This window comes from Thiomicrorhabdus sp., from assembly GCF_041583835.1.
In the GTDB taxonomy this organism is placed as follows: Bacteria; Pseudomonadota; Gammaproteobacteria; order Thiomicrospirales; family Thiomicrospiraceae; genus Thiomicrorhabdus.
This window is the reverse complement of the sequence record NZ_JBFHFC010000019.1, coordinates 1-13,728: the sequence shown is the minus strand read 5'-3', so window position 1 is coordinate 13,728 and position 13,728 is coordinate 1. Positions and strand designations below refer to the sequence as shown.

Sequence of the window (13,728 nt, the reverse complement as noted above, 5' to 3'; positions counted from 1 at the left end):
CCAGAGCAGCAGAAGCCGTTGTATTAAGGCCATTTTTTCAATCCACAACGGTTAAACCGCGATGTTACGGGTTGCGCCGCAACATCGTAGCGCTGCCGGAACCATGATAGCCACATTGTTCCGTTTGCAGATTATGGCCTAAATACGGTTTTATGAAAATTTTGTGACAAGCACCCTCTTCCAGGAGGCAATCGCTGCATGGGAGTGCTCGTAATAAGAAAGTAATGCCGGAATCACCAACAAGATCAGGAAAGTCGAAAACATCAATCCGAAGGCGATCGCCGTCGCCATTGGAATTAAAAACTGAGCCTGAACGGAAGTCTCGAACAGCAGTGGCGTCAAACCGGCAATCGTCGTCAAAGACGTCAGCATAACCGCACGCACCCTCTGAACGGCCGCCTCTTCAAGAGACTCATTAACCCCCAAACCGGATTCACGCAAGCGCTTGTAAAAACTGACCAAAATAATCGAGTCATTGACCACGATGCCGGACAACCCGAAGAAACCGAACAACGACAGGATCGTCATATCCAGCCCCATCCACCAATGCCCCATGATCGCACCGACCAATCCGAACGGAATCGCCATCATCACCACCAAAGGCCAGCCATAAGAACCGAACACCCAGGCCAGCACGATATAAATAATCGACAAACCGATCAAGAGTCCGATCTTCATATCCGCCATGGTTTCGGCTTGACGCGCATTCTGCCCTTCAAGCGAATAATTCAGACCATATTTTCGAACCAATTCCGACAAAGTACTTTGCTGCAACTGAGCCAGAATCAGATTTGCATTATTGGCCATTTTGTCGACTTCAGCCACCACGGTCACCGCCAACTGACCGTCCACATGACGCATAACGTCAAAACCGCGGCGCGTATGCCAATCGGCCACGGAACTCAATGCCACACGCTCACCGCTCGGCGTCACCACCTGCATGCGATTAATGGTGGCCAACGTCGCCTGCTCGGATCTTGAAAACTGCACCCGAACCTCGATTTCATCTTCTTTGTCGGTGAATATCTGCACCAAACGCCCAGAAAACGCATCAGCCAACTGCCGACCCAACGAGACATACGTCAGTCCGAGCGCTTTACCTTGAGGCGTCAACTGATAAACCAACTGATCCCGACCAAAAGGTAAATCGTCACGAATCCCGCTGACCCCCGAAATTTGGCTCAACACTTCTTGAAGATCAAGTGAAGCCTGTTTCAAATTCATCGGCTGCGCCCCGGTCAATCGAATATCTATATCGCTACCGGGAGGCCCCATACGCGGTGCTTCCATCGTCAACACATCCAAGCCCGGAACGGTTCCGGCTTTTTGCTGCCAAACCCGAATAAACTCCGTATTGCGAGTGTTCCGCTGATCCGGCTCCGCCAATTCAATATTAATGCCACCGAAATTTGGCCCGGTTTCACGGCTGGTTTCGTTAAAGTGCACCACAGCGGTTTTAACGATCCCCGGCTCCAGCTCCTTTTCCGTTTCCAGCAACGCTTCGTAAAGATGCTCTACATATCGGCCCGTCACTTCAGCCGAAGTTCCGGCGACAAAACGCACATCCGCATTAATCTTGGTCGACTCCGGCGACGGGAAAAACACAAAACCGAGACGGCCACCGGCCAACAACCCGACAACGAAAATCATCAAAGCCAAGGCACTTGCCAGCGTAGCGGCGCGGTTTCGCAACACCCAACGGATCATCATTCTGAACTGATGATGTCTCAAATGATCAATCCCGCGCTCCAGACGATCCCGCAAAGAACCTTCAACAGTCGGTTTCACACCCGCCAATGCATGACGTAAATGCCCTGGCAGAATGGTAAAACTCTCAATCAAGGACGCGAAAATTACCGCAATAATAACCAGCGGAATCGCGAACAAGATATTTCCCATCTCTCCGCCGATCATCATCAACGGCAAGAACGCCGCCACCGTCGTCAACGAAGAAGCCGTTACCGGCCAGAACATTCGATGCGCCCCACCCTCGGCCGCATGCAAATGACTCTCACCCATTTCATGATGAGCCAAAGCATCTTCACCCACCACGATGGCGTCATCGACGATGATCCCCAGCGCCATAATCAAGCCGAACAGGCTCACCATATTGATACTGCCGCCCGCCAGATACATAATCATCAAGGTCGTCATGAATGAAACCGGGATACCGATTGCAATCCAGAAGGCCACGCGTCCGTTCAAAAAGAGGTAAAGAATCAACACGACCAAAATCAAACCGCCGACCCCGTTATTGACCAACAACATAATACGTTGATTCACCAACGACCAGGTTTCGTCGTACACCTTTAAATCCACACCCTTAGGCAGTTGCGGCAACGTCTCTTTTAGCCACTGATCCATAATCCGGGACGACTTTAAAGTATCGCCGCTTTCCGCCCTCATAAGCTGCAATTCAATTGCAGGTTTGCCGTCAACCTGAAGATAAGGCGAATTTTTAGTCGGACGGCGCTCAATGTGGCCGATATCACCCAAAGCGATATTCTCGGAGGTATTCACCACCAAAGGCATTTGCGCGAATTGCGTTTCGCTGCGCTTCTGTTGCAGTGCGCGAATATCGCGAATACTGTCATCATCCCCGACCGAACCGGCCGGGTAATCACGGCTCATACCCGCAACCTGGTTCCCGACCTGTTCCAACGAAAGCCCGTAATGCTCTAACGCCTGCTGAGGAACTTCCACCGCCATTTCCTGGGTAGGCAATCCTTTAAAATTAATTTTATCGATTCCCAGTGCCAGCAACTGGCGTTCGAAATCCCTGGCTAAGGAACGCAATTCGGTCAAAGAAGCATCTTCGCCCATCAACAGCACGCGCGCGATCGATTCATAACGAATAACCCGCTCCACAATCGGTCTTTCAGAATCCTGAGGCAAGTTTCGTAGCTCGCTTATTCGCTGATCGATCTGATTGCGCGCCTCGATCATATTCGTGCCTTCTTTGAATTTCATCGAAATAGAAGACAGCCCCAAAGCCGAAGTGGAAGTCATTTCGTCCAAACCGTCCAAGTTGCGCAAAACGCGCTCGATCGGATCGGTAATACTGGTCTCCACATCTTCCGCGTTGGCACCCGGCCAAACCACTCTGACAGTGGCATAGTCCAGCTCAAAATTAGGGAAAAACTGCACATTCAACTTCAATAAGGCAACCACCCCCATCAAAATCATAATGAGCATCAATAAATTAGGCGCCACCTTGTGTCGAGCAAAAATCCCGATCAACCCGTGCGATTTAAACGACTTTTCCTTAATGCGGTAATCGTTATCCAAATCGTCACCGGCCTGATTGGCGGATGCCGTCACAGCCTCCTGTTCATTTCTTTCTAATGAACTCATTCCGCCCCCTCAGACACTTTCAACCCACTCACGGCATTTGGAAGATGTGTAATACAGACCTTACTGCCTTGCGGGAAACTCGGTTCGATCAGCGCCCACAACGCGCCGTCAACCGTCAAATCCCCCAGCAATTTAACATTCACCGCCTTAAGGCGCTGATCTTCGACCAAGTAAACGCGGTCGTTTCCATAAACCGCACTATAAGGCACAGCCACCACTCGATCGCGTTTTGCTCCCTGTAATTCCACCTCAAGCAAATCACCGGGACGCAACGCTTTCATTTCGTCAGGCAACGCAAACAGTAGATCAACTCCACTGGTAGAAGCCTCACCCGCCATACGATCGACCTTTAAGGAAACCGGTTTTGCACCCGAAGCGTTCCGATACAGCGCCGTTACCGTATCGCCATGCTGGATGCGTTGATTGACATCGTGAAATTCAGCAACCGGCAGTTTCGCCCTCAACTCCAGACTTTCCAACCCGTAATATTCAATCAAAACCGCACCGGCATTAACGCGGTCGCCCGCACTCACTTTCACACTTGCAACCCGCCCGTCATAAGGTGCAATAACCGTACCGCGCTCCAGATTCAACTCAGCTTGCTCCAGAACGGCCTTCGCTTTGTCCAAACGCGCCTGATTCTGCTGAGACTTCAATTTATGCTCTTCAACGGCCAACTGCGCACCGACCACCACATATTCTTGCTTGGCCAACGCTTCTTTGGACTGCTCCAGTGCGGTGGTGGAGGTCAAGTCCTTATCCAACAACTTCTGCGTTCTGACTACATCCGATTTTTTAAACTCTAAAACTTTCTTCTCGTGCGCCAAACGTTCCACATTCGCCTGATAGGCCAATTTTTCCAGTCGCAACTGTGCTTCTACATCCGCAACGTCGGCTTTAGCTTGCTGCAAGGGAATCTGCAAATCCTGTTGATTCATGCCTACCAATCGATCACCGGCCTTAAGTTCCTGCCCTTCTTTAACCCAAACGTGTTCCACCACACCGGAAATCGGCGAAGAAGCCGCCACCAAAGAATTGGATTCAACCTGACCGTATAAACGCGAGACAGGCGCCAAAGACTCATATCGGGCTTCCATCGCTTCGACCATCCACACTTTTTCTTTCACCTGAACCGGAGGCTGCTCGGGCTTGGTCGATTTCATATATACAAACAAAACAATCGCCAAAGCGACGATACCGACAGGCAGGAGAAACCGTTTTACTGTTGTTGTCCACATATTATTCTTATCCGGTTATGTGATGAAATATCACGTCATTCTAAAGGAATTCGAATAAATTTCACCACATTAGTAAACGCTTTCTATTTGACATCTTTTATCCGGGATTAATTTGATTCTATAAATCAACACGGATGAACAATCTGATTCACCCCGACATTTCCCTAAAACAAACCTGATTCAAAAAGAAATACCTCCATTACCACACTTTTTTTATTGTTGTTAATGATCTTCCGAGTTGCTATATTCACAAAACATAAAATTAAGTTATACCCTCATTAACCAATATCGAATCAGCAAAAGGAAACAACAATGAAAAAGCTCATCATCGCCACCGCCTTTATGTCTCTACCCATGACACTCATGGCCCAAGACACACTGACAGAGAAACAAATGGAAGCCCGCCAAGTCGCCAAGCAATTCCTGGGCACACTAAAACCGGAACTAGGCAAGGCCATGAAAACCGGCGGCCCGGTTCATGCCGTAGGAAAATGCCATGAAATTTCACCGGAGATCGCTCAACAGCTATCCGCCAGTACGGGATGGAAAGTCAACCGCGTAAGTCTTAAACCACGCGCAACGACCGCAAAACCGGACAGCTGGGAAACTCAGACATTGAAATGGTTTGATGAACAAGCCGCTGCAGGCAAAGACGTCACCAAACTGGAAAAATTCGAAATCGTAAAACTGGACGGCCAGGATACTTACCGCTACATGAAAGCAATCCCGACCGGCGATGTCTGCTTAACTTGCCACGGTACCGCCGTACCTGCGAGCGTTAAAGAAAAAGTATTGGCACTTTATCCAAACGATAAAGCGACCGGTTACCACAAAGGCGAAATTCGAGGTGCTTTCAGCTTCAAGCAGCTGAAACAATAAATTTCGAATCGCCTTACACAAAAAAACCGCCTTTTCGGCGGTTTTTTTATTTAACGAACAACATCCTTAAGGCACCCTGCCCGAAAGCCGCGGTAAATTAAAAGGCATCCAAAAAGTCGGCAATCAACTGTAAGCGTTTTTGCTCGATCGCTTGAGCGATTTCCGCTCCCTGGAAGCCTTTCTGTATGATTTCACGATTATCCACGCGACTGGCCGCTTCAGCTACTTGCAACCAAAACAAACGTTGAGGATAAGCAACCGACTCAAAACCGGTTCGTCCCTTGGCGTCCGCTTCGCAGGCCAACAGAACCGACTGCAAAACATCCGCATTCTTAAAATAGGAACAAGCCTGAACCACCTTAAGATAGGTTTTAGGTTTAAGAGCCGGCCGCCCCTCCGAATCCAGCCCCTTATGTATCAAGCCATGCCACTCGGTCACCTTCTCGGCCAACTGTTGGGTTTTCTTAGGCACTCGATAACGCTGACACAATTTAGCTACAATCGGCACGCCGGCCGCTTCATGCCCGTGGTGCTTAGGCCAAAGTTCACGCGGCGTCGCACCTTTACCCAAATCGTGCACCAGAGCTGCAAAACGTATCTCAATACTGTCACTCAATTCGGCGGCAGCATCCAATACCATCATCGTATGAATACCGACATCGCCTTCGGGATGATATTGAGGCGGTTGCGTGACTTCATAAAGACAATCCAATTCGGGAAACAACACCTTCAATGCTCCGACTTCCCTCAAGACCTCGAAAAACACACTCGGCTTATCGGTACTCAACGCCTTAACGACTTCCTGCCAGACGCGCTCCGGCGTCAAACTTTCCAACTCCCCCGACTCGGCCATCTGCGTCATCAATAATCGCGTATCGTCATGCAGAGCGAATCCAAACGGCTTTAACTTGGCGGCAAACCGTGCCACGCGCAATACCCGCAAAGGGTCTTCCGAAAATGCCGGCGAAACATGGCGCAAAATCCTATTTTCAAGGTCTTGTCGACCGCCATACGGATCGATCAAATTACCGGACTCGTCTTGCGCCATTGCGTTAATGGTCAAATCACGACGCAATAAATCCTCTTCCAGCGTCACATCGGGAGAAGCACTTATTTCAAAACCGTGATAACCGACGCCCGCCTTGCGTTCGGTACGGGCCAAAGCATATTCTTCTCTGGTCTGCGGATGCAGGAAAACCGGAAAATCCTTACCGACCTGATCAAAACCGGCGGACAGCATTACTTGCGGCGTAGCTCCGACCACCACCCAGTCGCGATCATATACCGCAATCCCCAACAGGGCGTCACGCACCGCACCACCGACCAAATAGGCTTTAAATTCCATTAAGGATCCTTTCTCACTGCACAATACAAACAAAAAAGCCGTCACATTCGACGGCTTTCAATCATAACTTCATCGAATTAAATCGACGGCTTCAAACCAACTCTTCCGAGTTTCGTTTCGCCTCTTTACGGAAGAAATTATAACGCTCGCGAATATGATGCGGAGCCGCATAATTCGAAATCACCCATTCCAGACTGCTTGGAGCAAACCCGAACTGAGTCGCGAAATCGGCATCGGAAACCAAGTCCTGGTCCAACATCAACAACTGGGCCTTAGAGACTGAAACCATCGGAGCAAACGCCCCCATCATAGTCATAATCTTGGCATTCAGGCTGCACATAGGAAATACGATTACGTCTTTCTGCATCAGATCCGAAACCAATTCGCCTAACTCTTTCATCGTCAAACGCTCTTCGCCGGCAACCTCAAGCTTCTGCCCAAAAGTATCCGATTTTTTAACGGAAGACACCAATGCCGCAGCAAAATCTCTGACCCAAACAGGCTGAACAACCGTGTCGCCTTCCGCCACCATCAACAAACCGAAACGCTTAAGCTGGTTTACAAATCGCTGAGTAGTATCGTCGTTTTCGCCAATCAACAAACTGGTTCTAAAAATAGTGACGTCAGCACTGGCCGTCGTATGCATTAATGCATCCGCCTCACCCAGTTTGCACAAGAATTCGTTCTCTTCCTGATTCGACGACGCGCCGATTTGCGACAAGCTCAATACACGCTTAACACCGGCGTGTTCCGCCGCCTGCTTAATTTTTTGATTGACGTGAACCAAGTCGTCCATTGCCACCATTTCGGTTCCGTTCAAACGGTCGGCAGTCAGGTTGACGATAATATCCGCACCGTCAAGCACCGCACCCAATTCCTCTGCATTGTCATAAGACGACAACTTCGCTACTTTGGTGTTCGCAAACAACGCGAAATCACGGTAACGCTCAGGACGACGGGCGCAAACGGTAATTTCATAGCCTTCTTTTGATAACGCATTTACGATCTCGCGACCAATATAGCCTGTACCACTAAAGACGGTAACTTTGTTTCCTAACATCATGCCCGAATCCAATTTCTTTAATCAAAACCTGACAAGGATAAGGAATCGCCGTTTTAAGGTCAAGCTTTTAAGCCTTAGTTTTTGTTACAATACCCGCAATTCATTGAATCAATATTTAAGAGAAACATATGACTACCATTAATGTATCTGTCTTCAAAAGCCCAAAAAAAGAGGAATTGTTCCTTTACGTTCCGCAAGACGACGGACTGGAAAAACTGCCTAACGAATTATTGGTCATGTTCGGCGAACCGGCCCACGTCATCGACTTCGAACTTTCGCCGGAGCGTAAACTGGCTCGCGAAGAGAGCGCCAAAGTGATTGAAGCCTTGCTGAAAAAAGGCTACTTCATGCAAATGCCGCCTAACGAAGTCGAAAAATTCAGCGACATTGCTCCGCCTCCGGAGAGACTGGACAATATCTGCTAAACCCTTTACCCGCTGGTTTGCGCCGGACACTTCAAGACCGGCGCACTAATACCCGATAAAATAACTCAACTATTTACAAAACAGCACGGTTGACTACAATAGCAAACGTCTACAAACTATACTTTTCCAAATACTGTTAACTTTAAAAGGAATTTAACATGGCCTTTACTCTTCCTGATCTACCTTACGATTACGACGCACTTGAAGTTTCCATTGATGCGCGCACGATGGAAATCCACCACACAAAACACCACAACACTTATATTACCAACCTAAACAATGCGATCGCCGGCACTGAAAACGAAGAAAAGTCTTTGGAAGAATTGATTGCCAACGCCGGTTCAATCTCTCCGGCAGTACGTAACAACGGTGGCGGACACTGGAACCACTCTTTCTTCTGGGAAGTGATGACCGGTGACAGCATGGGCGCACCAACCGGCGCATTAGCTGATGACATCAACGCGACTTTCGGCGGCTTTGACGCAATGAAAGAAAAATTCAACACGGCCGGTGCAACCCGTTTCGGTTCAGGCTGGGCCTGGTTGACTGTCTCTGCAGACGGCAAATTGGAAATCTCTTCAACGCCTAACCAGGACAACCCGTTGATGGACGTTGCCGAAGTAAAAGGCACGCCAATTCTAGGATTGGACGTTTGGGAACACGCATACTACCTACGTTACCAAAACCTACGCCCTGCTTACATGCAAGCTTGGTGGGATGTGGTTAACTGGAACAAAGTTTCAGAACTATACTCTGCCGCAAAAGCTTAATAAGCAAACTGCAAGCGTAAAAAAACCGGGTACAAACCCGGTTTTTTTATGTCTTAAATAGATCGATAAACAGATCGATTCCAATTCAAATCATCACGGCAACGTCTTAATCAAAACTTCGTTTCCGTTAAACGACGGAATCAGCAAACGGTTACGCTTGGTGTCGATATCGATATCCGCAGGTGAATCCAAACCGGCAAAAACCACTTCAGGCTCATCGTCGCCCTTCATTTTCAAAATCGCTTTCGCTGTCCAGCTGGAAAAAATCAAGTCTCCTTCCTTATCAACAACCAATCCATCAAGGTTATTGCTTTCCAAAAGCAGGCTATCGATCACCTTCCCTTTCAAGTCAAAACGATAAACTTCACCACTGGCAAACGACAACATGACCAACTGCTTATCCGCCGTCTCCACGATACCGTTCGGACGCCCTAAATCCTCACCCTTAACTAAAGTCGTGACCTTGCCCGACTCCGAAAGATGATAGATCGCATCCTTACCGTTCGCAGCAAACCCCGGCCCCATACCACTGTCGGTAACCCATACACCGCCTAACGAAGAAGCGCAGATTCCGTTCAGGAATGAACTGCCTTCGATCTTATAATCGGCCAAAGGCTTTCCGGAAGGCAGACTGAATACTCGGACGGTATCGATATCCGCCACATAAAGACGATCCTTGATTGATACCATCCCTTTAGGCGCATCCAACGTCACACCGTTTTGACCGCCGGCAATCCACTTAAGCTGCAACACTTCTCCGCTCGGCGACAAACGGGAAATGAAACCGTTATCGTCTTTATCAAAAGGACTACTATTGATATTGGTCACCAGATACTCATCTTGCGCCGCCGCATATTCAACCGACTCCGGTGTCGCGAATCCGACGCCCTTAATCACCAAATCCTCCGCATGCACCGCCGATACCGACAAGCTCGCCAACCATAAAACCGACGCTTTCAAACCAAGATGAGACAAACGCAATTTGTTTAAATTCATAACCACCCTTTTTACATTGTTATATTGATTTAATTACTCGATACATCCTGACTGCTCATAAACACACCCATTGAGCTTTAGACATAATAATACAACGACAAGGCCAAACCTAAAAACCCCGCAACGCGGGGTTTTACATATCAATCGTTTAAATCGACAGAACCGATGAGGCGGCTGCTTATATTCGCCGCCTCAAAAACTTTCGTTTGGACGGAATCAGTCGATACGGCAAGGCTCTTTCAACATGATCGCCATGCTTTCATCGGACGGGGCCACCATCGGAAAACCTTGAGACTGCCAGCCATCCATACCGCCAATCAGATTAATAACCTTACCGAATCCCATCTCTTTTAACGTCTGCGTTGCCAACGCGGCACGGCCACCCGACTTACACACGACCAACCACGCATCGTCGCGATGATCACGCAAAGCAGGATTTGCACCTGGATAATTCAAATCAGCGGCCGGTTCCAAAACCCCTCTAGGCACATTAATCGCACCTTCGATCGCACCTGAAAGAAACTCACCGGGTTCACGAACATCCAGCACCTTAACCCCTTTCTCAACCAGCTCACGCCCTTCTTCCTGAGAAACCTCTTGAATCTCTTTCTTGGCCGCTTCAATATAATCCATTAAACTTTTCAACTGTACTCTCCCGCTTTGATTAAAGTTATTTCCCATTTCTATAATATGGAATAAGACGAATTTATTTTAAACCCCATACATTAAAAAATAAGGAAAAAAATATGGTTAGTTTAACCACGCCGGTCTGCGACTTTGACCAACCTGCCATTGATTTCGAACTTCCCGGCATAGACGGACAAACCTGGACGTTGGAAAAAGCCAAAGGAAAGAACGGCCTACTGGTGATGTTCATCTGCAATCACTGCCCTTATGTCAAAGCCATTCACAAACGTCTGGTCGAGGATACCCGTATCCTGCGCGACGAATTCGGCATCAACAGCATCGCAATCATGTCAAACGATCCCAATGAATACGAGGAAGACTCCTTCTATAATATGAAGAAGGTTTCAGAACTTTGGCAGTTTCCGTTTCCTTATGTCATGGACGAGAGTCAGGAGATTGCAAAAGCCTATGGTGCAGTTTGCACCCCGGATTTCTTTGGCTATACATGCGAGTTAACTGCATAAGACATTAACACCTTACTTACTACTCCATAGACACGCCCTTTCTACATTACTAACAACCATACCTTGGGAAACAATAACGTCAAGAAGATTAATATTCTTGAGGAAAGCAGATAAGTTATTCAAAACTTAATTCAATGACTGACCATTCCAACTCATGAAAAATTTTACGTGGCAACATGCATCAGCTCTTAAGCATAGGGGAAAGGTAAATGAGTTTGGAAAGTTTATGAATTTACAGCCCTATCGGCACGCATGGCTAAGATTTCATGGCTCTTAGTAGGTCGCTCCAGTTCAGATCAATGCTCCATAAAGGCTAACTGCTGGAACAGGACTGCAATTAAATTGTCGATAATTTATTTTAAATTTGCAACAACTATTGGCAATTATGCAATATTCCATTTTTTAAGCGCTGGTTTCACCCAAAGCCTCCCACGCCCTCCCAGGACAGCCCCCACCCACAACTCACTAATTATTAAACCTGAAAAAACACACCTAAAACACACTTACGCAAACGTAACTTATTGTTTTTAAATGATTTTTTAGTTGACCGCATTTTTAATCTATTTATAATCCATGAGTGTAAAAGCATTTCGACAATGCATAACTCAGAAACATTTAGAAAAGAGAACATTAGTGATGTTAGAAGCATGCTGCCATCAGGAATCCCAGTTTTTTAAGATCGAATACAGCCAAGACTATCACTACTATAAATTCATAAAACTAGTTTTAAAGACACCATTTTTCATAATTGATTTTCCTGAGGGAGAAACACCGGGATCTGGGACAATCATGGCTACAACATCTAACAAGCTACTTGCCTTGGGTATTGATAATCCTAGAAAGGAAGGGGTATCAATCGCGATCTTCATTCCTGCACATGAAGGTAAAAACTGGATGGCATCGTCAGTATGTGAAATTTTACTATCACATAGAAATAACCAACCTATGTATTTATTCAAACTCAATAATGGTGAAGATTATTGGGATGAAACATGTAATGTTCGGTTATCCGATATCAAGGAAGATGAACCATTGTATGTAAATGAAAAATTCACAGATTATGCAGTTCAGATAGTAGTGGCCGCAAGACAAATCACCTAATACTTATAAGTAATTCTTGACGGGATTGATACTGAAAAAAGAAGCCTACCAAGATGAAGTTTTGACCAAGTCATTTGACTTGTTTGCTTTATTAAACAAAACACAACTCAATCCGCTATAAAGAATTTTAGCGGCCAAAATCAAAGAAATAAAACCGAACAAAATTTGAAAAAAAGTCTGCATATGATCCCCCCTCTTATCCATATTTTAGCTTCATTGCCCTGAAGTTTTTTTAAAAAACCTTCTAACCCCTTTGGAAAAACCCTTCTCTTGATATCCTTACGACAAATACATTTAATCGATAGTGAAATGGAAAAGAATTATTTAGAAAAAGTTAGTCAAAACAAGCGTGGACAAGACTTTATCATCGGCGATATCCATGGCCATTTCGATGAACTCATGCTTGAACTCCAAAAGATTGAATTTGATGTCTCCTGTGACCGTTTGTTTTCGGTAGGAGATCTAATTGATAGGGGAAATCAGCACCGACTTGTAACGGAGTTAGTTGATGAAACTTGGTTCTTTCCAGTCCGTGGAAATCATGACCAGTTCATCATTGATCAATATGATGAAGAGCGAGTATTGCGGTATCAATATGAAGGTTATAGCCCTGAAGAGATTCATCTAGCCTTAGAGGGAGAGTGGTTTGCAGCATTGGCTGAGGATGATCGTCGGTGGTTCTATCGCAAACTCGTCGAATTGCCTTATTTGATTGAACTTGAAACAACACATGGTTCAGTTGGTATTTGCCATGCGGGTGTGCCTCCTGATATTAATGACTGGAATGCACTTAAGTCTCAGCTTGATGATAGAAATACTAGAGAACTTGTATTACGAACACGCCAAGCACCTAAATTGAATCGAACCATAAAGAATATCGCTCTGACAGTTCATGGTCATACCTGTTTTGAATCTCCCAAGAAAGTTGGCAATAGCCTTTTTATAGACACTTACGACAAAACAGGGAAATTAACTTTGTTGAACATAGCGGACCTAATCGAAAAATGAGAATTGTACATCTATCCGATACTCACGGGTGTCATGAAGGCGAAGTTGAATTATGGCTGAAGACAATTAAAGCCGATGTGATCGTACACTCCGGTGACTTTTCTAACCGCGGTACATGGGGCGAGGCAAAATTGTTTTTCCAGTGGTTCAAAAACCTGGATTTTAAACACAAGATTCTTGTGCCGGGGAACCACGATCGGTTCATGGTTCGTCTTGAAAAAGATCCTCATGAGAGAAACAGGGTTGTCCCCGAAGAGATCACTTTGCTGATTGATGAAGCGGTCGAAATTGATGGCGTTAAATTCTACGGCTCTCCCTATACGCCCGCGTTTAATAACTGGGCGTTTCAGTTATATCCACATAATGTGGAAGAGCACTGGAACAAAATTCCAGAAGGT

12 protein-coding genes and 1 pseudogene are annotated in these 13,728 nt (G+C 46.6%); 7 read left to right on the top strand and 6 right to left on the bottom strand.

All coding sequences use genetic code 11. The annotated features are described in order from the left end of the window. Positions 1–150: 150 nt before the first annotated feature. Both ABY044_RS09315 and ABY044_RS09310 read right to left on the bottom strand, forming a co-directional pair. Positions 151–3,354 (bottom strand): efflux RND transporter permease subunit, encoded by a 3,204-nt coding sequence (locus ABY044_RS09315; protein ID WP_373020135.1) that lies wholly within the window; start codon positions 3,352–3,354, stop codon positions 151–153. Further along, the gene (locus tag ABY044_RS09310) at positions 3,351–4,592 is read right to left on the bottom strand and encodes an efflux RND transporter periplasmic adaptor subunit (protein ID WP_373020133.1); all 1,242 of its coding nucleotides are present in this window, start codon (positions 4,590–4,592) and stop codon (positions 3,351–3,353) included. The genes ABY044_RS09315 and ABY044_RS09310 overlap by 4 nt, the downstream gene beginning before the upstream one ends. A 312-nt stretch (positions 4,593–4,904) precedes the next feature. Here ABY044_RS09310 and ABY044_RS09305 point away from each other — a divergent pair, with 312 nt between their 5' ends. Continuing rightward, a complete protein-coding gene (locus tag ABY044_RS09305) occupies positions 4,905–5,471 on the top strand; it encodes a DUF3365 domain-containing protein (RefSeq protein ID WP_373020131.1) in 567 nt (188 codons plus the stop codon). A 97-nt stretch (positions 5,472–5,568) separates the two neighbouring features. Here the strand turns inward: ABY044_RS09305 and ABY044_RS09300 are convergent, their stop codons facing one another. Together ABY044_RS09300 and ABY044_RS09295 are read right to left on the bottom strand one after the other, a co-directional pair. Then, positions 5,569–6,816, bottom strand: a complete 1,248-nt coding sequence (locus ABY044_RS09300; RefSeq protein WP_373020129.1) for a multifunctional CCA addition/repair protein — start codon at positions 6,814–6,816, stop codon at positions 5,569–5,571. Between the two features lie 91 nt (positions 6,817–6,907). After that, positions 6,908–7,879, bottom strand: coding sequence for an NAD(P)H-binding protein (locus ABY044_RS09295; protein WP_373020127.1), 972 nt, complete (start codon positions 7,877–7,879; stop codon positions 6,908–6,910). A 128-nt stretch (positions 7,880–8,007) separates the two neighbouring features. Between ABY044_RS09295 and ABY044_RS09290 the strand changes: the two genes are divergently transcribed. Continuing rightward, positions 8,008–8,304, top strand: coding sequence for a YcgL domain-containing protein (locus ABY044_RS09290; RefSeq protein ID WP_373020126.1), 297 nt, complete (start codon positions 8,008–8,010; stop codon positions 8,302–8,304). A 158-nt stretch (positions 8,305–8,462) separates the two neighbouring features. Continuing rightward, the gene (locus tag ABY044_RS09285) at positions 8,463–9,074 is read left to right on the top strand and encodes a superoxide dismutase (protein WP_373020124.1); all 612 of its coding nucleotides are present in this window, start codon (positions 8,463–8,465) and stop codon (positions 9,072–9,074) included. Between the two features lie 93 nt (positions 9,075–9,167). Here the strand turns inward: ABY044_RS09285 and ABY044_RS09280 are convergent, their stop codons facing one another. Both ABY044_RS09280 and ABY044_RS09275 read right to left on the bottom strand, forming a co-directional pair. Then, complete coding sequence (locus tag ABY044_RS09280) at positions 9,168–10,070, bottom strand: SMP-30/gluconolactonase/LRE family protein (RefSeq protein WP_373020123.1); 903 nt, start codon at positions 10,068–10,070, stop codon at positions 9,168–9,170. 216 nt (positions 10,071–10,286) lie between these two features. Further along, positions 10,287–10,715: a rhodanese-like domain-containing protein gene (locus ABY044_RS09275; RefSeq protein WP_373020122.1), complete on the bottom strand. Its 429-nt coding sequence runs from the start codon at positions 10,713–10,715 to the stop codon at positions 10,287–10,289. Positions 10,716–10,816: 101 nt separating this feature from the next. On the opposite strand from ABY044_RS09275, the pseudogene ABY044_RS09270 reads away from it, so the two are divergent. The 4 genes and pseudogenes from ABY044_RS09270 to ABY044_RS09255 all read left to right on the top strand — a co-directional run. Further along, positions 10,817–11,212: pseudogene (locus ABY044_RS09270) on the top strand (thioredoxin family protein); the annotation flags it as partial. Between the two features lie 642 nt (positions 11,213–11,854). After that, on the top strand, positions 11,855–12,322 hold the full coding sequence (locus tag ABY044_RS09265; RefSeq protein ID WP_373020120.1) for a hypothetical protein: 468 nt from the start codon (positions 11,855–11,857) through the stop codon (positions 12,320–12,322). A 309-nt stretch (positions 12,323–12,631) separates the two neighbouring features. After that, positions 12,632–13,330, top strand: a complete 699-nt coding sequence (locus ABY044_RS09260; RefSeq protein WP_373020118.1) for a metallophosphoesterase — start codon at positions 12,632–12,634, stop codon at positions 13,328–13,330. Continuing rightward, positions 13,327–13,728, top strand: a 402-nt coding sequence (locus ABY044_RS09255; RefSeq protein ID WP_373020116.1) for a metallophosphoesterase, incomplete at its 3' end; no start/stop codon positions are given. The genes ABY044_RS09260 and ABY044_RS09255, both read left to right, overlap by 4 nt.